Source organism: Sphingobium sp. L-44 (genome assembly GCF_056859495.1).
On the sequence record NZ_JBSXOQ010000109.1, the window covers coordinates 27,644 to 49,956 of the forward strand.

19 protein-coding genes are annotated in these 22,313 nt (G+C 64.6%); 10 read left to right on the forward strand and 9 right to left on the reverse strand.

The window, feature by feature from the left end; genetic code table 11:
* Nucleotides 1–88 precede the first annotated feature (88 nt).
* The 9 genes from AC13EK_RS18040 (at nt 89) to AC13EK_RS18080 (ending at nt 9,170) form a co-directional block, all read left to right on the forward strand.
* Nucleotides 89–277: a YezD family protein gene (locus AC13EK_RS18040; RefSeq protein WP_004210739.1), complete on the forward strand. Its 189-nt coding sequence runs from the start codon at nt 89–91 to the stop codon at nt 275–277.
* Nucleotides 278–444: 167 nt separating this feature from the next.
* Nucleotides 445–2,904, forward strand: coding sequence for a TonB-dependent receptor (locus AC13EK_RS18045; protein ID WP_069336648.1), 2,460 nt, complete (start codon nt 445–447; stop codon nt 2,902–2,904).
* Between the two features lie 102 nt (nt 2,905–3,006).
* Complete coding sequence (gene panB, locus AC13EK_RS18050) at nt 3,007–3,879, forward strand: 3-methyl-2-oxobutanoate hydroxymethyltransferase (protein WP_004210735.1); 873 nt, start codon at nt 3,007–3,009, stop codon at nt 3,877–3,879.
* Nucleotides 3,880–3,953: 74 nt separating this feature from the next.
* The gene (locus tag AC13EK_RS18055; protein ID WP_004210734.1) at nt 3,954–4,652 is read left to right on the forward strand and encodes a tetratricopeptide repeat protein; all 699 of its coding nucleotides are present in this window, start codon (nt 3,954–3,956) and stop codon (nt 4,650–4,652) included.
* An 8-nt stretch (nt 4,653–4,660) separates the two neighbouring features.
* Nucleotides 4,661–6,010, forward strand: coding sequence for an outer membrane protein assembly factor BamB family protein (locus AC13EK_RS18060; RefSeq protein WP_004210733.1), 1,350 nt, complete (start codon nt 4,661–4,663; stop codon nt 6,008–6,010).
* A 32-nt stretch (nt 6,011–6,042) separates the two neighbouring features.
* Complete coding sequence (der, locus tag AC13EK_RS18065) at nt 6,043–7,407, forward strand: ribosome biogenesis GTPase Der (RefSeq protein ID WP_010338561.1); 1,365 nt, start codon at nt 6,043–6,045, stop codon at nt 7,405–7,407.
* Nucleotides 7,397–7,633, forward strand: coding sequence for a sulfurtransferase TusA family protein (locus AC13EK_RS18070; protein ID WP_026109037.1), 237 nt, complete (start codon nt 7,397–7,399; stop codon nt 7,631–7,633). The genes der and AC13EK_RS18070 overlap by 11 nt, the downstream gene beginning before the upstream one ends.
* A gap of 55 nt (nt 7,634–7,688) precedes the next feature.
* Nucleotides 7,689–8,120, forward strand: a complete 432-nt coding sequence (locus AC13EK_RS18075; protein ID WP_004210730.1) for an Hpt domain-containing protein — start codon at nt 7,689–7,691, stop codon at nt 8,118–8,120.
* A 45-nt stretch (nt 8,121–8,165) separates the two neighbouring features.
* Nucleotides 8,166–9,170, forward strand: coding sequence for an LLM class flavin-dependent oxidoreductase (locus AC13EK_RS18080; protein WP_069336658.1), 1,005 nt, complete (start codon nt 8,166–8,168; stop codon nt 9,168–9,170).
* 4 nt (nt 9,171–9,174) lie between these two features.
* Here the strand turns inward: AC13EK_RS18080 and AC13EK_RS18085 are convergent, their stop codons facing one another.
* Nucleotides 9,175–10,257: an acyltransferase family protein gene (locus AC13EK_RS18085; RefSeq protein WP_069336659.1), complete on the reverse strand. Its 1,083-nt coding sequence runs from the start codon at nt 10,255–10,257 to the stop codon at nt 9,175–9,177.
* Between the two features lie 237 nt (nt 10,258–10,494).
* Between AC13EK_RS18085 and AC13EK_RS18090 the strand changes: the two genes are divergently transcribed.
* A complete protein-coding gene (locus AC13EK_RS18090; RefSeq protein WP_037491025.1) occupies nt 10,495–12,159 on the forward strand; it encodes an ATP-binding protein in 1,665 nt (554 codons plus the stop codon).
* 14 nt (nt 12,160–12,173) lie between these two features.
* Here the strand turns inward: AC13EK_RS18090 and AC13EK_RS18095 are convergent, their stop codons facing one another.
* The 8 genes from AC13EK_RS18095 to AC13EK_RS18130 all read right to left on the reverse strand — a co-directional run bounded on the left by AC13EK_RS18095 (nt 12,174) and on the right by AC13EK_RS18130 (nt 22,166).
* Nucleotides 12,174–13,625, reverse strand: a complete 1,452-nt coding sequence (locus tag AC13EK_RS18095) for an MATE family efflux transporter (RefSeq protein ID WP_069336649.1) — start codon at nt 13,623–13,625, stop codon at nt 12,174–12,176.
* A gap of 44 nt (nt 13,626–13,669) precedes the next feature.
* The gene (locus tag AC13EK_RS18100) at nt 13,670–16,369 is read right to left on the reverse strand and encodes a valine--tRNA ligase (RefSeq protein ID WP_483022307.1); all 2,700 of its coding nucleotides are present in this window, start codon (nt 16,367–16,369) and stop codon (nt 13,670–13,672) included.
* 60 nt (nt 16,370–16,429) lie between these two features.
* Entirely contained in the window at nt 16,430–17,053 is a 624-nt protein-coding gene (locus AC13EK_RS18105) for an ATPase (protein WP_069336651.1), read from the reverse strand.
* Complete coding sequence (locus AC13EK_RS18110; RefSeq protein ID WP_069336652.1) at nt 17,050–17,265, reverse strand: hypothetical protein; 216 nt, start codon at nt 17,263–17,265, stop codon at nt 17,050–17,052. The genes AC13EK_RS18105 and AC13EK_RS18110 overlap by 4 nt, the downstream gene beginning before the upstream one ends.
* A 55-nt stretch (nt 17,266–17,320) precedes the next feature.
* On the reverse strand, nt 17,321–19,381 hold the full coding sequence (locus AC13EK_RS18115; RefSeq protein WP_069336653.1) for an alpha/beta hydrolase family protein: 2,061 nt from the start codon (nt 19,379–19,381) through the stop codon (nt 17,321–17,323).
* A gap of 141 nt (nt 19,382–19,522) precedes the next feature.
* On the reverse strand, nt 19,523–20,011 hold the full coding sequence (locus tag AC13EK_RS18120; protein WP_004210714.1) for a DUF2497 domain-containing protein: 489 nt from the start codon (nt 20,009–20,011) through the stop codon (nt 19,523–19,525).
* Between the two features lie 69 nt (nt 20,012–20,080).
* Nucleotides 20,081–21,523 carry a TolC family outer membrane protein gene (locus tag AC13EK_RS18125; protein ID WP_069336654.1) on the reverse strand — a complete coding sequence of 481 codons (1,443 nt, stop codon included), beginning with the start codon at nt 21,521–21,523 and terminating at the stop codon, nt 20,081–20,083.
* Between the two features lie 10 nt (nt 21,524–21,533).
* Nucleotides 21,534–22,166: a protein-L-isoaspartate O-methyltransferase family protein gene (locus AC13EK_RS18130; protein ID WP_004210712.1), complete on the reverse strand. Its 633-nt coding sequence runs from the start codon at nt 22,164–22,166 to the stop codon at nt 21,534–21,536.
* Nucleotides 22,167–22,313 lie beyond the last annotated feature (147 nt).

The following is a 22,313-nucleotide window of genomic DNA, read 5'->3' on the forward strand; positions in this document are numbered from 1 at the left end:
GGCGCGACAAGAGAATCTTGCGCGCCCCTTATATTTGCTTTTTTGTCTACTAATGCAGTTGAGTTAAAACGCGGCCAGAGGGATGAACATGACCGAACATAGAACCATCGAACTTCGCCACAGCCGCGCCGAAGGCCAGCGCCCCGACATCATCGCCAGCATCGACAAGGTGCGCGACGTACTGGAAGGGCTGCGCTTCGGCTCCATCACATTGACCGTCCATGACGCCCGCGTCGTGCAGATCGACGTCACCGAAAAGACGCGCCTGACCGCCTGACCGATCAAGGGAGGGCAAGCGCATAGATCAGGGCATGTCGGGGATGGCATGCCGATGCGGCACTGGGGACGCCGCATCACCAGAAACGACCCCAGCACGGCTTTGACCGGACCACCGGAAACGCCGCGATCAAAACTCACCGGACCTCCGGAACCAAGGGGAAGAACATGATTGCGCGTTTTCTGTTGCTCGCCAGCGTGGCGAGCGCGTCATTTGTCACGCCTGCCGCCTTTGCGGCTGAAGCCGCCCAACCCGCGGCCGCCGATGACCAGCAGGCCAGCAGCCCGCGCGGCGACGTGATTGTCGTCACCGCCCGCCGCCGTCAGGAAACCGCGCAGGAAGTGCCCCTGGCCATTTCCGTGGTGAAGGGCGACAGCATCGAGGCGACCGGCAATTTCAACATCGTGAAGCTGCAGCAGCTCGCACCGACGCTGCAGGTCTACACCACCAATCCACGCAACACCTCGGTCAACATCCGTGGCCTTGGCGTGCCCTTCGGCCTCACCAGCGACGGCTTCGAACAGGGCGTCGGCATCTATGTTGACGATGTCTATAACAGCCGCGTCGCCGCCGCGACTTTCGACTTTCTCGACGTCAACCAGGTGGAAGTGCTGCGCGGTCCGCAGGGCACGCTCTATGGCAAGAACACCACGGCGGGCGCGATCAACATCACGACCAACCAGCCGACCTTCGACTTCGAGGGCCGCGCCGAACTGACGGTCGGCAATCTGAACTACAAGCAGGCGAAGGCCGCCATTTCCGGCCCGCTGACCGACACGATCGCCGCCCGCATCGCCGTCGCCGCGACCAGCCGCCGCGGCACGCTCTACAATGTGACCAGCCAGCGCTGGATCAACGAGCAGGACAATCTGGGCATTCGCGGCCAGTTGCTGTTCCAGCCGACCGAGGATTTCAGCCTCACCTTGTCGGGCGACTATAGCAAGCAGGATCCCGAATGCTGCGGCACCACCTTCGTGCGCGTCGGCAAGACCCAGCGTCCGCTCAATCGCCAATATGATGCGCTCGCCGCTGCGCAGGGCTATGTCGTGCCCAGCCGCAACCCCTATGACCGGCTGACGGACCTCGATTCCAACCTCAATGCCGGCAACAAGATTGGCGGCGTGTCGGCCAAGATCAAATGGGATGTCGGCCCCGGCACGCTGACCTCGGTCACCGCCTGGCGCTTCTGGGACTGGAAGCCGGAAAATGACCGCGACTTCACCGGCCTGTCGATCGTCTCCAAGTCGCAGAACCCCTCGCAGCAGGACCAGTATAGCCAGGAATTCCGCTATAATTACGAAAGCAAGGACATCGACTTCGTCGTCGGCCTGTTCGGCTTCAAGCAGCGGATCGACACCCAGGGCACCGAACAGCAGGGCGAAGATGCGGCCCAGTGGAGCCTTGCCCCCTCGACCGACCCGAACAACCCCGCCAACATTCCGGCCACTCTGGCGGGCCTGACCGCCAGCAACACGCAATGGCTCAAGGCCGACAGCGCCGCCCTGTTCGGGCAACTAAGCTGGAAGGTCACGGACGCCCTGACCATCCAGCCCGGCGTGCGCCTGAACTATGACAAGAAGTCCGGTTTCTACCAGCGCGTCGTCACCAATGCGCAGGGTCAGGCCATCAGCTGCACCACGGTTGCGGAGCCCGGCACCATCAAGGGGACCACGCAGCAGTGCGGCGTCTATCAGCCCCAGGTCAGTTCCCCGTCCGACAGCGCCTGGAACTTCACCTATGACTTCAACGTCAACTACAAGCTCGCGCCGGACGTGCTGGCCTATGCGACCTATGCGAAGAGCTTCAAAACGCTGGGCATCAATCAGAATGGCCTGCCGCTCAACGCCGACAACACCGTCAATTACGACGCCAGCACGGTGAAGCCGGAATCGGTCAATCATTATGAGATCGGCCTCAAGACCCAGTTCCTGGATCGCCGGGCGACCTTCAACCTCACCGCCTTCCGCACCGACATCAAGAATTTCCAGGCAACCGTGAATGGCGGCCAGTTCGGCACGGTGCGCGGCTATCTCGCCAATGCCGGCAAGGTGCGCTCGCAGGGGATCGAGGCGGATTTCAAGATCGTCGCCAGCGACCGCTTCACCGCCTATGCCAATGGCGCCTTCACCGACGCCAAGTACAAGAAGTTCGTCGACGCCCCCTGCCCGCCCGAATTGTCCGGCGGCACCTATCAGCCGTCGGGCGCCACCCCGGATTATTCGCAGCCCGGCGTCCCCGGCGCACTCAGCCCGCGCCAGTGCGACATTTCGGGGCAGAACCTGCCCGGCGTGTCGAAATGGGCCTTCTCCTACGGCGCGGAATATAACATCCCGGTCACGCTGCTGGCGAAGGACGGGCAGCTTTATCTGGGCGTCGACGGCAATTACCGTTCGCACTGGAACAGCAATGCTTCGCCATCCATCTACACCGAAGTGAAGGGCTATGCCCTGACCAACGTCCGCGCCGGCTTCCGCGGCGAAGGCTTCGATGTGTTCGGCTGGGTGCGCAACGCCTTCGACGTCAACTATATCGAAAATCTTCAGGTCGCGCCGGGCAATACCGGCCTGATCGCCGGCCAGGTCGGCGATCCGCAGACCTGGGGCGGCACGATCAAATTCTCCTTCTGATCCGATCGGACACGGACGGGACGGCCGGCCGGCGCGCGCATCATGCCGCGCCGGCCGGTCCGCCATTTGCACGTCGCCCCGCGCTGGGCTAGACCGCGCCCCATGTCCACGACCTTTACGCTCGACACCGCGACCAGCCGCGCCAATCCCACGCCCGCGCCGATGAAGCGGCTGACCGTGCCCCAGATCCAGCGCCGCAAGTTCGAGGGCAAGACCGACGAGCCGCTGGTGATGCTGACCGCCTATACCGCGCGTCAGGCGCAACTGCTCGATCCGCATTGCGACATGCTGCTGGTCGGCGATTCGCTGGCGCAGGTCATCTATGGCCTGCCCTCCACCCTGCCGGTCACGCTCGACATGATGATCGCCCATGGCGCCGCCGTGGTGCGCGGCAGCTATCACAGCGTCGTGCTGGTCGACATGCCCTTCGGCTCCTATGAGGCATCGCCGCAGCAGGCCTTTGCCAGCGCCAGCCGCGTCATGGCTGAAACCGGCTGCGCCGGCGTCAAGCTGGAAGGCGGCGAGGCGATGGCGGAGACGATCCGCTTCCTCACCCAGCGCGGCATCCCGGTGATGGCCCATATCGGCCTGACGCCGCAGGCGGTGAATGCGCTGGGCGGCTATGGCGCGCGCGGCAAGAGCCAGGAGGAACATGCCAAGATCCTGGGCGACGCGAAGGCCGTGGCCGCCGCAGGCGCCTTTGGCATGGTGGTCGAAGGGGTGATGGAGGAACTGGCCGACATCATCACCACCAGCGTCGACATACCCGTGATCGGCATCGGCGCATCGGCCCGTTGCGATGGCCAGGTGCTGGTGGCGGAGGACATGCTGGGCATGTTCGAACGCACCGCGCGCTTCGTGAAACGCTACGCCAACCTTGCCGAAACGATCAGCCAGGCGGCAGAAAGCTATGCCGCGGAGGTGCGCAATCGCAGCTTTCCGGGCGATGATCAGGTCTATCGGCCGAAAAAGTGATTTGCGTGGCCACGCTGCGCCGCTAATGATCCCGCCTTCCGGCTGCCCCTAATGACCATTTTTCGGAGATTCCCGTGGCCCTGACGCCGCAAAACAGCGAAGCCTTCATGCGGGAGGTCGATGACGCCGTCCGCCAGGACCAGCTCCTGACCTTCTGGCAGCGTTATGGCCGCGCCCTGGCCGTGCTGCTGATCGTCGGCCTCGCCGCCTTTGGCGGCTGGCTTTACTGGCAGCATTACAGCAAGACCCAGTCGGAAGCCGTGTCCGAACAGATGGACAAGATGCTGGCGACGGCGGTCGGCGGCGGCACGCCCGATGCCAAGGATGTCGATGCGCTGGCCAAGGCCAGCCAACCCGGCTATCGCGCCTCTGCCCTGCTGGTGAAGGCTGGCCTTGCCGCGCGCAAGGGCGACAACAAGGCCGCGATCGAAGCCTATAAGGCAATGGCAGCGGACAGCTCGCTCGACCAGCCCTATCGCGACCTGGCCCTGATCCGTCAGACCACGATCGAATTCGACGCGCTCAAGCCGCAGCAGGTGGTCGACCGCCTCAAGCCCCTCGCCGTCGAGGGTGCGCCCTGGTTCGGCAGCGCCGGCGAACTGGTTGCCATTGCCTATATGAAGATGCGCAAGCCCGAACTGGCCGGCCCGATGTTCGCGGCCATGGCCAAGGATGAGAATGTGCCCCAGTCGATCCGTTCACGTGCGCGACAGATGGCGGGGCTATTGGGAATTGATGCGGTCGAAACGCCCGCCGAACCGGTACAGGGATAAGCAAGCGCATGGCTAAGCACAGCATCACGAAATTCGGCCCGATGGGCCGTACCCTGACCACCGTCGCCCTGGTTGCGATGCTGGCGGGCTGCGGTGTGGTCGGCGGCAAGAAGGGCGGCCCCAAGACCCCGGTGGTCGGCAACCGCACCTCGATCCTGTCGAACGAACAGGGGATCGAGGTCGATCCAACGCTGGCCGACGTGCCCGTCACCCTGCCCGAATCCTACGCCAATGACCAATGGTCGCAGCCGGGCGGCGATCCGTCCAAGGCGATGGGCCATCTGGCGCTGGGCGCAGCGCCGCAGCAGGCCTGGACCGCATCGATCGAAGGCAGCACGCCCCAGGCGCGTCTGGCCTCCGCGCCCGTCGTGTCCGGCGGCAAGCTGTTCGTGATCGACGCCGGCGCCCATGTCATCGCGATGGATGCCAACACCGGCCAGAAGCTGTGGCAGACCAGCCTTCCGGCCGAAGGCAATGGCCGCGCCCTGTTCGGCGGCGGCGTCAGCGTCCTGGGCGACAAGCTGTTCGCCAGCACCGGCGTCGGCGACGTCGTGTCGATGAACGTGGCCGATGGCTCGATCGGGTGGAAGGTCCATCCCGGCGGCCCGCTGCGCGGCGCCCCCACGCTGGAAAATGGCCATGTCTATGTGATGGGCCAGGACAACCAGATCTTCGCTCTCAACCAGAGCGACGGCGCGACCCAGTGGACCGACAGCGGCACGCTGCAGGTGACCGGCATTTTCGGCGTGGCCGCTCCGGCCGCCGCGCAGGGCACGGTGATCGCGGGCTACAGCTCGGGCGAAATCAACGCCTATCGCTATGAAAATGGCCGCACCCTGTGGGGCGATGCGCTGTCGCGCACCAGCATCTCCACCGCCGTCGCCTCGCTGACCGACATCGACGCCGATCCGGTGATCGACCGCGGCCGCGTCTTCGCGATCGGCCAGGGCGGCCGCATGGCCTCCTACGAACTCACCAGCGGCCAGCGCCTGTGGGAAATCAACATCGCCGGCATCTCCACCCCCTGGATCGCGGGTGAGTGGGTGTTTGCCGTCACCAGCGATGCCAAGCTGCTCTGCGTCGCCCGCGCGACCGGCAAGATCCGCTGGATCAGCCAGCTGCGCCGCTGGCAGAAGGAAAAGAAGAAGGACAAGGCGATCCGCTGGACCGGCCCGGTCCTTGCCGGTGGCCGCCTGATTCTGGTATCGACCCACGGTGATCTGAACTATGTCGATCCGGCGACCGGCACCATCCAGCAGGCAGTGGACATGAACAAGTCCATGTCGCTCTCGCCGGTGGTCGCCAACAACATGCTCTACATCCTTGCCGATGACGGCAAGCTGACGGCGCTGCGTTAAGGGCAGCGATAGAAAGGAAACGGGCCCACATCATGCTGCCCACAGTTGCCATTGTCGGGCGGCCCAATGTGGGCAAGTCCACCCTTTTCAACCGCTTGGTCGGCAAGAAGCTGGCGCTGGTCGATGACCAGCCCGGCGTCACCCGCGACCGGCGCGAGGGCGAGGCTCATCTTCTGGGCCTCGACTTCACCATCATCGACACCGCCGGCTATGAGGATGAGGATCCCCACAGCCTGCCCGGCCGCATGCGCATGCAGACCCAGGCAGCGGTCGAGAATTGCGACGTCGCCCTATTCATGGTCGATGCCCGCGCCGGCATCACCCCGCTGGACGAGGAAATCGCCCGCTGGCTGCGCGAGGGCGACGCCCCGGTGATCCTGGTCGCCAACAAGGCCGAGGGCAAGGCGACCGAAGCCGGCGTCATGGAAGCCTTCATACTGGGCCTGGGCGAACCCATCCCCTTCTCCGCCGAACATGGCCAGGGCCTGGCCGACCTGTTCCAGGCACTGCTCCCCTATCTCGAACGCGAGGATGGCGAGGAACATGAGAAGGAATTTTACGAGGACGAGGAGAGCGCGCCACTCAAGCTCGCCATCGTTGGCCGTCCCAATGCCGGCAAGTCGACCCTCATCAACCGGCTGCTCGGCGAAAACCGCCTGCTGACCGGACCGGAAGCCGGCATCACCCGCGACAGCATCGCCGTCGACTGGATGTGGACCAGCTATGAGGGCGAGGAACGCCCCGTCCGCCTGATCGACACCGCCGGCATGCGCAAGCGCGCCAAGGTGCAGGACAAGCTGGAAAAGCTGGCCGTTTCCGATGGCCTGAACGCCGTGAACTTCGCCGAAGTCGTGGTGCTGCTGCTCGACGCCACCCGCGGCCTGGAGGCGCAGGATCTGCGCATTGCCGACAAGGTGCTGGAGGAAGGCCGCGCCCTCATCGTCGCCCTCAACAAATGGGATACGGTGGAACATGGCTCGGCCCTGTATCAGGGCATCAAGCAGGCGCTGTTCGACGGCCTGGCGCAGGTGCGCGGCGTGCCGATCATGACCGTGTCGGCGGCCACCGGAAAGGGGCTCGATGACCTGATCAAGGTCGCGTTCGAAACCCGCACCGCCTGGTCGCAGCGCATTTCGACCGGCGTGCTCAACCGCTGGTTCGAAGCCGCGCTGGAGGCCAATCCGCCGCCGGCACCGGGTGGCAAGCGGATCAAGCTGCGCTACATCACCCAGAACAAGACGCGCCCGCCGACGTTCGTTCTGTTCGGTACGCGGCTCGACGAACTGCCCGAAAGCTATCGCCGCTATCTGGTGAACGGCATCCGCAAGGAACTGGGCTTCGGCGCCGTGCCGGTGCGCCTGACGCTGCGCAGCGCCAAGAACCCCTATGCCAAATGAGGCGGGCGGCCCCGATGCCGCCCCCTTTCATGTCGACGCCAGGGGCATGAAATGTCCCTGGCCCGTCCTGCGCGCCGCCCGAGCGATGCGTGATGCAGATCATGTGACGATCGATGCCGATGACGCTATCGCCCCGCGCGAGCTGGCGGCCCTGGCGCAGCAGCATGGATGGCAATTTTCCGCCCTTTCCCCGCAGCGTTTCGCACTCAGCAAGGTGCCGGCTTAACCGGCTGTTTACGCCCGCCGGCTAATCTCGCGAGCGTCAGGAAAGGAGTGCGCAGGTGCCCGAACACGCTACCGAACTGGTGGACTGGAACGATTTTGCCCGGACCCGCACGGAGCTGGGTACGGCATTCATGCGCATTCTGGGCTATTTCCGCGAAGATGGTGAAAAGGCGATCGGCACCATCGAGCAGGCCTTTCGGGACCGCGATGCCGTCTCCCTCGTCCGTCCGGCCCATACGCTGAAGGGCGAATCAGCCCAATTCGGCGCCCATCGGCTCAGTGCCATGGCCGAGGAGATCGAAATGGTCGCACGCCGCTGCGTCGAGTTTCGCGAGAGCCCGGACGAACTGATCGAGACCGTGGTGGCGCTGCGCCCCTGCTTTACCGAGACCATGGCCCTGCTCGATCGCGACGCCAATCCGCTGGTCGCGCGCCGTCCCACCTTCGGCCGCCGCGTCGAACCACAGGGCTTTGGTCGCGCCGGCTGATATTCGGTATTGAAATAAAACTGACCATGGCCCCATATGGCGGCCATGACCCGCTTCTCCGTCCTTGATCTCGTTCCTGTCCGCGAAGGCAGCGACGTGTCCGCCGCCCTTGCCGACGCTGCCGATCTGGCTGCCCATGTCGAAGCATTGGGCTATCACCGCCTCTGGGTGGCCGAACATCATGGCATGCCCGGCATCGCGTCGGCCGCCACGGCCGTCGTGCTCGCCCATATCGGTCAGGCGACATCCTCCATCCGCATCGGCGCGGGCGGCATCATGCTGCCCAACCACGCGCCGCTGCTGATTGCCGAACAGTTCGGCACGCTGGACGCGCTGTTCCCCGGCCGCATCGACCTGGGCCTGGGCCGCGCCCCCGGTTCCGACCAGAAAGTGTCGCAGGCCATCCGCCGCAGCCTCAGCGGCGGGGCCGACCAGTTCCCCCGCGACGTGCTCGAACTCCAGGCCTATTTCGCCGGCGACGATCGGCTGGGCATTCAGGCCACGCCGGGCGAAGGCGCCAATGTGCCGCTCTGGATTCTCGGCTCCAGCCTCTACGGCGCGCAACTGGCGGCCGCGCTCGGGCTGCCCTACGCCTTTGCCTCCCATTTCGCCCCGGCCGCGCTGGACGAGGCGCTGGCCATCTATCGCCGCGACTTCCGCCCTTCGGCCCAGCTTGACCGCCCCTATGCCATGGCCGGCTATAATGTCTTCGCGGCCGACAGTGCGGCGGAGGCCGAACTGGTCGCCAGTTCGATGCAGCAGGCCTTCGTGCGGCTGCGCACCGGCCAGCCCGGCAAGCTGCAACCGCCGCTGGCAGGCTATTATGACAGCCTGCCGATGCAGGCGCGGGCGATGCTGTCCGATGTCCTGAGCGCCTCCAGCATCGGCACCCAGGCGGATGTCGAGCGCGACCTGGCCGCCTTCATCGATCGCACCGGCGTGGATGAGGTGATCATCGCCGCCCAGATTTTCGATCCGGCGGCACGCAAGCGCAGCTATGAAATCGCCATGGCAGCGGCGCAGGCGATCGGCGCCCGTGAACTAGCCTGATGCCTCAGGTGGCGGCCAGCCGGCCGCCACTCATCAGCCCGGCCATGGTCGGCGACAGGCGCTGCATCAGGTTGCCGATCAGGATCACCACCGCCAGCACCAAGAAGGGCTGGGCAATCAGATAGAGCGGATAGAGCGGCGATCCGAGCGGACCGAACAATTGCCCCAGTAACGGCCCGCCCAGCCAGATCAGGATCAGATGGGCGCAGAAGAGGAAGAAGGCATAGGGCTCGACCCGCATCAGCAGGCCGCGCGCCGGGCTTTCCGCCAGTGCCCAGGCCAGCCGCCAGAAACAGAGCGACGCCGCCATGCGCACCGCCATGTCGAGGCTCGCCAAGGCCAGCGGCGCCAGCCCCGCCCCGCCCTTGAGCGAGACATAGAGCTGCGCGCCCATCAGCAGGCCAAAGGGCAATGAAGCTGCCAGCATCGGCACCGCCGCGGCCCGGTCCGCCCAGCCCTCGCGTCGGGCCAATATGCCGATGGTGAAGAAGAAGAGGATCGACGGGCGCATCAGCACCGGCGGCCCAAGCCCCGCAATCTGGCACGACAGCGCCGCCAGCGCGACCGCCATCAGCATCCAGTTGGGCAACCGCACCAGCAAGGGCGCGGCCACCATGCACAGGAACAGGTCGCGCAGGAACGGCATCTGGACATTGATGTCCGGATTGCGGTTGATGATGAACAATTCCTCGGCGATCCAGCCGCCCGACTGCGGCACCGGCGCCGACAGACCCAGCAGCCAGGCCGCGCCCGACACCAGCAGGATCGCCACCGCATTCCACAACAGCATCGGCAGCAGGATCGTCCGCGCCTTGCGCCCGACATGATCGAACCAGTTGCGCGTGCGCGCCGACCCGCCGACCAGCCAGCCGGAAATCAGGCCCAGCAGCGGCACCGCGCTACGGCCGAAAATCTCCATCAGCACCCAGCGCAGCCCTTCCTGCGGGGAGCCACGCAGCAATTCCAGATCCTGGCCGTTCCGTCCGGTCCAGGCATGGACATAGACGACACCCAGAATGCAGATCACACGCGCAATCGCGATCGCGTCGGAACGGCGCGTCGCATTGGCCAAGACGATATCGGGCAAGCAAAAATCCTGATTGTGGCAGGTTTCCAATGCCCGAAACCCGCTCCTGTTCCCCCTCCCTCGCGACGGAGCGAGCCGGAAGCGGGATCATGGGACGCATCAGCGCGGATTTCCGCGCTCCACGGGCCGATCGGCAAAGGGCATTTCGGCCCGTGGGTAATCCAATATTTACCTCCCCCCGATAGCAATCTGGTCGATTGCCGGACGCGTGCCGGCTGCGGGGGACAATAGAGGCTCATGACCCAGATGCCGGGCGCACATCAATTTTCGCACGACACGGGCGCTGCCGCATCGTCTGCCGGCCTGCACCAGGCGCTGGGCATGGTGTTCCAGATCGCCGGGTCGAGTTCGAAGATCCTGGTCGATCCCAACAGTCTCGCGGCGCTGGCCCATGATCCCGACACCTGCCTCGCCATGGCCGGCCAGGTCGGCAGCCAGGTGAAGATGCGGGTCGGCGATCGCTGGCTGATCGCCAATATCCGGTCGCTGATGCTCGACCGGCGCGATGGTGGCGCGATCATCGCCGATATCGATTTTCTGGGCGAAGGCGATGAGGAAAAGCTGACCGGCCGCATCTACGGCTTCCGGCGCGGCGTCACCCGCTATCCCACGCCCGGCACCGACATCTATCCGGTGTCCAGCTATGACATGCAGCAAATCTATGCCGCCGACGACCGGCCGCATGTCCAGATCGGCACGGTCTATCCCACGATGGACACGCGCGCCGCGCTCTATGTCGATTCGATGCTGGGCAAGCATTTTGCGCTGCTCGGCTCCACCGGCACCGGCAAGTCGACCAGCGCGGCGCTGATCCTGCACCGCATCTGCGACCTGTCGCCCCAGGGCCATATCGTCATGATCGACCCGCATGGCGAATATGGCGCGGCCTTCCAGCAGAATGGCGCGGTGTTCGACGTGAACAACCTCGCCCTGCCCTATTGGCTGATGAATTTCGAGGAACATTGCGAGGTGTTCGTCACCTCCGAAGGCGCCGAACGCACCCAGGATTGCGACATCCTCGCCAAATGCCTGCTCGCCGCGCGGATGAAGAACCGTCTGGCCGAAAGCATCGGCCGCCTGACCGTGGATTCGCCCGTCCCCTATCTCCTGTCCGATCTCACCGCGATCCTGCAGAACGAGATGGGTAAGCTCGACAAGGGCACCGGATCGCTTCCCTATCTGCGCCTCAAGTCCAAGGTCGACGAGATCAAGGGCGACCCGCGCTATTCCTTCATGTTCTCCGGCATGCTGGTGGCCGATTCGATGCAGGCCTTCCTGGCCAAGGTCTTCCGCCTGCCTTCTGGCGGCAAGCCGATCTCGATCATCGACGTGTCCTCCATGCCTTCCGACATCACCTCGGTGGTCGTCTCGGTGCTGTCCCGACTGGTGTTCGACTATGCGCTATGGGCGCGCGACGAACCGCAACGGCCGATCCTGCTCGTGTGCGAGGAAGCCCATCGCTACATTCCCGCCAGCACCGCCGGCGGCGGTCAGGCGGTGCGCCGCATCCTGGAGCGGATCGCCAAGGAAGGCCGTAAATATGGCGTCTCGCTGGGCCTCATCACCCAGCGTCCGTCGGACCTTGCCGAAGGCGTGCTGTCGCAGTGCGGCACCATCATCTCGATGCGCCTCAACAACGACCGCGACCAGGCCTTCGTGAAGGCGGCCATGCCCGAAGGCGCGCGCGGCTTCCTCGATTCGATCCCTGCCCTGCGCAACCGCGAGGCGATCATCTGCGGCGAAGGTGTCGCCGTGCCGATCCGCGTCGCGCTCGACAATCTGGAAGAAGCGCGGCGCCCGGCTTCCGGCGATCCCAGCTTCACCCAGCTCTGGCGCCAGGCCGGCGGCGAGGACGACATCCTCACCCGCACCATCACCCGCTGGCGCAACCAGGGCCGCTGATCGGCGTATCGGCCTCAGCCGGTCGGCGCGATCCGACCGGCCGGCTCGGTCTCGCTATGCACCGCCTCGCGGCATTCCTCTTCATGCATCGGCACCATCAGCTTGGCCTTGCGCCAGCCGCCCTGCCAATAGACCAGAGCCGCGAGTGTCAGGGACACCGCCGATCCCACCGGGAAGCTCAGCCACAGCGCATCCGCGCCGATCCGGGGATAGGCGAGATAATAGAAGCCCAGCCGCACTGCGAAGAGGGTGAAGACCAGGATCAGCAGCGGCGCCACCACCACGCCGTTGGCGCGCATCACCCCGAACAGGATCATGGTGCAGCCGAACAGCATGAAGCTCCAACTTGCGAGCAACTGCATGTTCCAGGCCGCATCGATCACCGCCTGGTTATGGCTCAGGAACAGCGCCAGCAGCGCTTCGTGGAAGATCAGGATGACGACCACCATCGCGCCGGTGATCGCCAGCAGATAGGATATGCCATAGCCGGTGATCCGGCTGATCCGGTCCCACCGACCCGCGCCGATATTCTGCGCCGCCATGGCGCTGACCGCCGCGCCCATCGCCATCGCCGGCATCTGCAGATAGGTCCAGATCTGCTGCGCCGCGCCATAGGCGGCGGTCACCAGAAACCCTTCGCGATTGACCAGGCCGATCATCACCAGGCCGGACGTCGACATGACGATCATCTGCAGGCCCATCGGCAGGCCCTTGGTCGACAGCACTCGCATCTCGTCCATCGCCGGCCTGAGATAGCCAAGCTCCGCGCCGCGAAGCCGCAACGGCAGATCCTTGGCATAGGTATAGATGACCAGCGCAATCAGGCTGATGAAGCCCGCCGCCGCCGTTGCCGCCGCCGAACCGCCAATGCCCATGGCGGGGATCGGACCCAGCCCCAGGATCAGCACCGGATTGAGTACCAGGTCGATCGCCACCGACAGGATCATGAAGATCAACGGCGTGCGCGCGTCGCCGGTGCCACGCAGCCCCATCATCATCATGACGCTCAGCAGCGAGGCCGGCATCGCGACGAAGATGACGCGCAAATAGGTCAGCGCCATATCAAATGCTTCGGGCGGGGTCGCCAGCAGATGGAGCAGCGCCGGCCCACCGAACCAGCCCGCCACCGCCACGCCCATGGCCAGCAGGAAGCAGAAGCCGACCGCCGAACCAAACACCCGCCGCGCCGCATCCATGTCGCGCGCGCCGACCGCCTGCGCGATCATCACCGTCGACGCCATGCCGAAGCCGAACACGACGGAGAACATCAGGAACATGATGATATTGGCGTTCGCCGTCGCGGCGAGCGCCTGTGGCCCCAGGAAGCGACCGACCCAGATCGCGTTGATCGATCCGTTCAGCGACTGGAGGATATTGGACGCCAGCGTCGGGATGGCGAATGTCAGCAAGGTGGAGGCGATCGGCCCCTGAGTCAGGTCCCGCGCCCCTTGTGCCCCTGCTGCCATTCGCCCTTACCCCTTATCCCCGATTGCGGCGCAGGCTAGGCGGCTCAGCCCAGCCGGTCCAGTGCCGCCTTCAGCCTTTCCGCCTCGGCGGTCTTTTCGGCATGGTCCTCGCGCGCCTTGGCCACCGCTTCGGGCTTGGCCTTTTCGACAAAGGCCGGGTTGGACAGGCGACCGCCCAGCGAATCCCGTTCCTTGGCCGCTGCCGCCAGCGCCTTTTCGAGGCGGGTCTTTTCCGCCGCGATATCGATCACGCCTTCCAGCGGCAGGATGAAGGTCGCCTCGTCGACGACGATCTGAGCCGCACCGCCAGCGACATCCTCGCCAAAGGCCAGGCTCTCGATCCGGCCCAGACGCGCCAGCGCCGCGCCCTGGCGATCCAGGCGGCCACGGGTTGCGTCCGCCGCATCGCGCACGACCATGCGCAGCTTGGCGCCCGGCGGCACGTTGAGTTCGGTCCGCGCGGTGCGGATCGCACTCACCAGACGGATCAGCCAGTCGATCTCGCCCTGTGCGTCGGTATCGACCTCATAGAGGGCGACCGGCCACTCGGCCACGATCAGTTCCTGCGCGCGCTCGCCGGTCAGCTGCCACAATTCTTCGGTGATGAAGGGCATGAAGGGATGCAGCATGACCAGGATCTGGTCGAACGCCCAGCCCGCGACCGCCTTCGTCTCGTCATCCATCGAACCCTTGGTCAGTTCGATATACCAGTCGCAATACTGGTCCCAGACGAAGTGATAGATGGCATTGGCGCCCGCGTCGAAGCGCAGTTCGGTCATGGCCGTGTCGATCGCCTGCACCGTCGCCACCGTTTCGGCGATGATCCAGCGATTGACCGGCAGCGTCGCGTGCGGCGCTTCGCGGCTGGTCGAGGCGGTGACACCATTGGCCTGCAGGAAGCGCGCCGCATTCCACAGCTTGGTCGCGAAGTTGCGATAACCCTCGACCCGCTTCTCATCCATCTTCACGTCGCGGCCCTGGCTTTCCATCGCCGCCATGAAGAAGCGCAGCGCGTCCGCGCCGAACTTGTCGATCAAGCCCAGCGGATCGACCACATTGCCCTTGGACTTGGACATTTTCTGGCCGTCGGCCGCGCGGACCAGGCCATGGAGATAGAGCTTCTTCCACGGCACATCGCCCATGAACTCCATCCCCTGCATCGCCATGCGCGCATCCCAGAAGAACAGGATGTCGAAGCCGGAGATCAGCAGGTCATTGGGATAATGGCGGCTGAGCGTCTCGCTCTGCTCCGGCCAGCCCAGCGTGCCGAACGGCCACAAGGCGGACGAGAACCAGGTGTCGAGCACGTCGGGATCGCGCACCAGCCTCTTGTTGCCGGCCTGCAGTTGCGCTTCTTCCTCGGTTTCCGCGACATAGGCATTGCCCTCGTCATCGAACCAGGCCGGGATCTGATGGCCCCACCAGAGCTGGCGCGACACGCACCAGGGCTGGATATTCTCCATCCAGTTGAAGAAGGTCTTTTCCCAGCTCTTGGGGACGATCTCGATCCGGCCGTCGCGCACCGCCTGCATCGGCGCCACCGCCAGCTTGCCGGCGTCGACATACCATTGGTCGGTCAGCCAGGGTTCGATCACCACGCCAGAACGGTCGCCATAGGGCGTCTGGATCGTACGCGGCTCGAAATCGGCGGCGACGTCCTCGCCTTCCTTGTTCTTGGTGACATGCGGCACCAGCAGGCCCAGCGCCTTCATCTCGGCGACGACGATTTCACGCGCGCCGTCCACGCCGTCCTTCTTGAAGCGGTGCAGCCCCAGGAAGCGATCGGGGATCAGGCCGTCGGCGGTCTGCACGACATTGGCGTCGGCATCGAACATGTTGAGCATGTCCGCGGCCTTCATGCCCGCGCGCTTGCCGACCTCGAAATCGTTGAAGTCATGGCCCGGCGTGATCTTGACCGCGCCCGACCCCAGTTCCGGATCGGCATGTTCGTCGGCGACCACCTTGAAGCGGCGACCGGTGATCGGCTGGAGAATCTCCTTGCCGATGACCGCCTGATAGCGGGCATCGTCGGGATGCACGGCGATCGCCATGTCGGCCAGCATGGTTTCCGGGCGGGTGGTGGCGACGACGATATGGTCGCTGCCATCGGCCAGGGTCACGCCGTCGGCCAGCGGATAGCGGAAGCGCCAGAAGCCGCCCTGCGTTTCCTTGGTCTCGACCTCCAGGTCGGAAATGGCCGATCGGAAATGCGGATCCCAGTTGACTAGGCGCTTGTCGCGATAGAGCAGGCCGCGCTGATGCAGTTCCACGAACACCTTGATGACGGCCCTGGAAAAGCCCTCGTCCATGGTGAAGCGTTCATTGGCCCAGTCCATCGAACAGCCCAGACGGCGCAGTTGGCTGGTGATCGCGCCGCCACTTTCCGCCTTCCATTCCCACACCTTGGCGACGAAATCGTCGCGGCTGAAATCGGTGCGCTTCTGCCCGGCCGCGTTCAGCTGCCGCTCGACCACCATCTGGGTCGCGATGCCGGCATGGTCGGTGCCGACCACCCACAAAGCATCCTTGCCGCGCAGCCGCTCATAGCGCACGACGATGTCCTGCAGCGTATTGTCGAGCGCATGGCCGACATGCAGGCTGCCGGTCACGTTCGGCGGCGGATTGACGATGGTGAAGGGTTCTGCGCCCGGACGGTCCGGACGGAACAGGCCATTGGCCTCCCAATGCTGGCACCAGCGGGTCTCGATGGCGGCGGGGTCAAAGGTTTTGGGCAGTTCGGTCATGATCGCGCTTTAACGCCTGCCGCACGACACGCAAGAGAGCGCCCAGACGTCAGAGCCAAACTATGTTGCGTCATCCAACATTGCGGGCGGCAATAACGCTTTCAAGAGTTCGGGAATGGCATCGGCTTTGACGCGAACCTTGCCATCCCCCTTTTGCGCAACCAATTCGAGTTCCGCACCGCTGTTGTCATATACCCAAGCCCTGTCTGCCTGGTAGAAAAACCAGGAGAGCTGTTCAAACGACCGCTCTCGTCGCGATCGGACCTTGTCGGCCGGGACATCATGCCCGCCTTTAGCGACGCGCTGCTTGATGCGCTTCAACTGCTTTTCGACGCTATCCAGAAAAACATAGATCAGGTGGATTTCGAAATCATGGCTGCGTGCGAGTTCGACCAATCGCCGATACTTCCCGCTGGACAATACGGTTTCCACGCCAATGGTCTGATGCACCCTGATCGAGGCATCCAGCCATGTTCCAATGCGCTGAACCGCTGCCAGATTGGCATCGAGCAAAGGCAGCTTTTCAGTTTTCTGCAACCTGGCAGTCAGCAAGTCTGGATTGATGATCCATACCGAACCGTCAAATCCGACAAGGTCATTGCGACCGTAAGCGGTACTCTTGCCTGACCCGTTGGGACCAGCGACAATCCATAATCGTGGACGCGCTGTTCCCTTGTTGATCAACTATCGTTCTCTATCTCGCGATTTTCCTTACGGGCACGACGAATATTCGCCTGGAACGACGCGGTGAGGTCGGCACTGAAATTTGGGCTGTCAGCATCGACGATACGCAGCTTCACGATCTGACCATCCTTCCGAACGGTCCGAAATTTGGGCTTGCTGGGCTTCCCTGTATCCAGAGGGCCATCAACCAGTTCGATCAGCTGCGTCGCCATATCCAAGATATAACAATTGACCTGCTATAGTGAAAGAGCCTCGTGGTTCAGCCCATCATTTGCCCTTGGCCGCGCCGGTCCACTGGTCCAGCCAGCCCAGCGCCTCGTCATACCATTGCAGCGAATTCTTGGGCTTCAGCACCCAGTGATTCTCGTCCGGGAAGACGACCAGGCGCGACGGGATCTCGCGCCGCTGCAACGCGGTGAAGGCAGCCAGCCCCTGGGTATAAGGAATGCGGAAATCCTTCTCGCCGGTCACCACCAGCATCGGCGTCTTCCACTGGGCGACATGATTGACCGGGTTCCATTTCTCGAACTCTTCGGGCTTCTCATAATAGGGGCCGCCATGCTCCCATTCGTCGAACCACAGTTCCTCGGTCTCATAAGCCATGGCGCGGGCGTCGAACACGCCGTCATGCTGGACGATGCACTTGAAGCCGTCGGCCCACTGTCCCTCGATCCAGTTCATCATATAGCCGCCATAGCTGGCGCCGAGCGCGCAAGCGTTCTTGGCATCGACATTGGCATCCTTCGCCGCGGCCGCAGCAAGGCCCAGCTTCAGATCCTCCAGCGGCTTGCCACCCCAATCCTGGTTGATCGCATCGGTGAAGGCCTGGCCATAACCGGTCGAGCCATGGAAATCGACGATCACCGCGGCATAGCCATGGGCGGCGAACGCCTTGGGATTCCAGCGATAGGACCAGCTGTCGTTGAAGCTGCCCTGCGGCCCACCATGCACCAGGAAGGCGACCGGCAGCTTGCCCTTGGCACCGGTCGGCTTGACGATCTGGCCCCAGACCGTGTCGCCATTGGCGCCCTTGAAGCTGAAGCGCTGGACCGAGACATCGTCCACCCCGGCCAGCTTCTGCGCGTTGACATTCGTCAGGCGCAACGGCTTTCCTTTCGCCGGCATCTTCCAGAAATCAGCCGGCGACTGGATGCTGTCCAGCGCATAGACGAAACCGCCATCGGGCAGCGGCACGACGCTGCCGGCATGGCCCTTTTCGGTGAGGCGCGTCACCTTGCCCGATGCGGCATCGACGCGGAACACTGGATTGTCGAGCACGTCATTGGCGGTGACCAGCAGCCCCTTGCCATGCGCTTCCCAGGCGATCGAGCCGATCGAACGATCCCAGCCCTGCGTCAGCGCGCGCGTCTCGCCTGTGGCGATGTTGCGCAGCATCAGGACCAGCCGATCGGCTTCATAGCCGGGCCGCTTCATCGCGGCATAGGCCAGCCATTTGCCGTCGGGCGACACCACCGGCATCGTGTCGGTCGCATCATTGGCGTCGGTCAGGTTGACCGGCTTGGCGCTGCCGTCGGCCGGCACGCTGAAGATGTCGAGGTTGGTCGACAGCGGCTCGATCCGCCCGGCCTCGCGCAGGGTGAAGAACAGCGTCTTGCCATCCGCGCTCCAGGCCAGTTCCTCCGCCCCGCCGAACGGCTTGGACGGGCTGTCTCCGACCAGGCCGCCCATCACCGACACCGCCTTGCCTCCCGCGACCGGCATGACGAAGATCTGCGAACGCTGGCCGTCGCTCCACGTATCCCAGTGGCGCACGAACAGCTGGTCATAGACCCGGCCGCTGCCCGCGCTCGGCGGGGTCGGCGCCTTCACATCGTCGATCGTGCGCGCACCGACCGGACGGTCAGCCCACAGCGCCACCTTGTCACCCTGGGGATTCAGCAGGAACCCGGAAATGCCGCCGGGCGCCTTGCTAATCTGCACCGGCTGACCACCGGCGATCGGCGCACGCCACAACTGGTCGTCGCCGCTGGCGTTGGAGACATAATAAAGCGCGCCGCCGTCGGCCGAAAAGACCGGCGATGCCTCATTCTTGTCGGGCACCGACGCGATCAGCCGGGGCGCCTGCCCCGCCTTGTCGATCGCCAGCAGATACAGGTCGGTGCGGCCGCGATTATTGGCGAGATCCGTGCTGCGCAGCTGATAGGCCATCCACTTGCCGTCCGGCGAGACGGTCGGCGACGACACCCGGTCCAGCGACACCATGTCATTGGGCGTGAAAGGGCGGGCAGCCGCCGGCGCCACCAGCGCAGACGACAGCATCGGCGACAGGGCCAGTGCGCCAAGGCCGGCAAGCAGGATATGTTTCATGGAAAAATCACCCTCGGATCGAAAACACGGCGTGCCGGCGCATGCGATGCACGGCCGGGCGCGTCGATGAGATGATCCGTGGTCTAGGCGCGCCTTACGCCCCCGGCAAGAGGCCGGCGCGCGATCGCCGGCCTGTCCACCTCAGCGGCCGGTGATGCGGGAGATTTCCTTGGCGACCATGTCCTCTACCAGCGCGGGCAGACGCGCGTCGAGCCATTCCTTGAGCATCGGTCGCAGCATCGAGCGGACCAGGGCTTCAAGCGTATTGTCCTCGCCCTCGCGCGGGCTGACCAGCATGGTGGACAGGGCCGAGAGCGAATGACGCGCAGCCACTTCGCTTTCCACCGACAGGATCGAGTCGCCGTCCGATTCGGACGGGGCCACGGCCTTCACGGCGCGGGTCGACTTGGGCGCGGGCATCACTTCCTCCACCGGAATCTCGTCGGTCAGTTCCAGCACTTCCTCGACCTCAGCCGACATCACCGCATGGGACGCGGCGCTCAGGTCGATCGGGGTCTTCTGGCGGCGCTGCGGCGCGGCCTGAACGGCATCCTCGCCCTCTTCGGCGATGATCCGCTTGATGGACGAGAGTATCTCTTCCATCGAGGGTTCCTTGGTCATGTCACCCATGGATAATTCCCGTCCAAATTTCATTCCGCACCTATTCCGCCAAGATTACCTGTTCAGGTTAACAAGCGGTTAAGGCTGCACGGCATCGACTTTGGCGTTTTGAGCCGGCGTGTCAACGGTACGTGTCGAAACCGCCTGGGGCTTGCCGTCATAGTCCCAGTCGAACCACTTGCCCTCGACCCGGTCATAATTGACCATCGGGTCATAGAGGGTGCCGCTCTCCAGGCCCAGATCATCGGCCTCGGCATGACCCATGGCTGCCAGCAGGGTGAAGCCGGCGACATAGGCATTGCGGCGCGCGGTCACCAGTTCGACCTTGGCGTTGAGCGATTCCTGCTCGGCATTGAGGATGTCGAGGATGGTGCGGCTGCCGACCGAATTTTCCGCGCGCACGCCTTCCAGCGACAGTTCGGCGGCATCGACCGCCTTCTGGCTCGACTGGATGGTGCGCAGCGACGCCTGCAACGCCGCATAGGCGGCGCGCGCCTGCGAGATCACGCCGCGCTCGACCTCGATCTGCCGTTCGATCGCCTGCGACTCGAGCGCCTGGTTCTGGCGCACCTGCGCGGCCGGGCGACCGCCCTGGTAGAAGGGAATGGTCAGGGTCGCACCAACGGCCGCCTGCTTGTTGGCCGCAATGTCCTTGTCCATATAGTCGGTATAGCTGCCCTGGCTGAACCCGCTCAGGGTCGGCAGCGTGGCGCCCTTGGCCGCCTTCACGTCATAACGCGCCGCCTCACGCGACTTCTGCGCAGCAAGGATATCGGGATTATCGGCCAGCGCGACGCGCACGGCGCTGTCGGGATCAGCCGGCAGGCCCGGCAGAGCGGGCGGCGATTCCAGATCGACCGGCGCCTCGCCGACCATCGCGATATAATTTTCGCGGCTGGTGATCAGGTTGGATTCGGCGCGCTGCAGGTCGGACCGAGCCAGCTCCAGACGCGATTCGGACTGGGCGACGTCGGTGCGGGTAACATCGCCGACCTCGAACCGGTCGTTGGTCGCCCGGAGATTGACCTCCAGCACCTTCACATTCGCCGCATTGAGCGACACCAGCGCGATGTCGCGGATCACGTCCATATAGGCGGCGACAGTCTGCGAGAACACGCTCGCCTCCGTCCCGCGCAGATTGGCCTGGCCCGATTCGACGCGCGTTTCCGCCGCCTTCACGCTGTTGCGCACGGTGCCGCCGGAATAGATGGGCACATCGATGCTGCCGCTGGCGCTGGCGGACCGATGCGGCGCCAGGAAGCTGTTCGACGGGCGGATCACCAGTTCCTGGAACTGGAGCTGCGAATTGGCCGTGGGCCGCCCCGCCGCCTTCTGGATCGGGACATTCTCGTCCGTCGCCCGCTGACCGGCGCGTGCGCCGGTCAGGGTCGGGTTGGTGCGATAGGCCTTGGCCAGCGCGCCCTGCAGGGTTTCGGCATGCGCCACCCCTGCCATGGAGGAGGATAGCAACAGCAAGGCTGTAGCGGCTTGGCGCCGAAGGGTCATACGCTTTGCTGTCATCTATCCTGTCTCAAAAAACGAACTGCTCCGGCGCGGCGAAACCGGGAAGCACGACCATTTCCATGTCGGTAAGGCTGGCGAGACCCAGCACGCCCGCCACCGCGCGGCCGCTGCACAGGCGAGCGACACCGCGTTCGACGACGCCCGTCACCACCCGTCCCCCATCGACTAGCTGCTGGACGAGCGCAGCGGGGACTTCCTCCACCGCGCCGTCAATGAAAAGAACATCATAGGGCGCACCGGCCGATGCGCCGGCGGCCAGCGGGCCACGCACCACGGTCACGCCGGGCACCGCGATCTCCGCGCCACCCTCGACCTCGACTGCCGTCACCTGCGCACCCAGCTCGGCGAGCAGCGCCGCGCTGTAGCCGGTCGCGGCGCCGATCAGCAGCACCTTCTCGCCGGCCTGGACATCGGCTTCCTTGAGCAGACGGCCAGTGACCAGCGGCGGGTTCAGCGCACGGTCGCCGTCCAGCGGGATCGGGCGATCGACATAGGTCATGGCCCGGCGCTCGGCGGGGACATAGTCCTCGCGCGGCACCTTCGCCATCACAGCGATCACGCGCTGATCGTCCACGGCGCTGGTGCGCAGCTGGCTCTCGACCATGGCGGTCCGCATCGAAGAAAAGTTCTGCTCGGTCACGATAGTTCCTCGCTTGGCACAACTGTATTGGCAATGCAATACACTTAGGGGGTTACCGGACCTCTAAATCAGCATTTCCCCCGCGCCAAGCGGCTTTCCACGATGGAGAGCGAGATTCTTGGGATTGTTCGCCTTCCCACGCTTGAC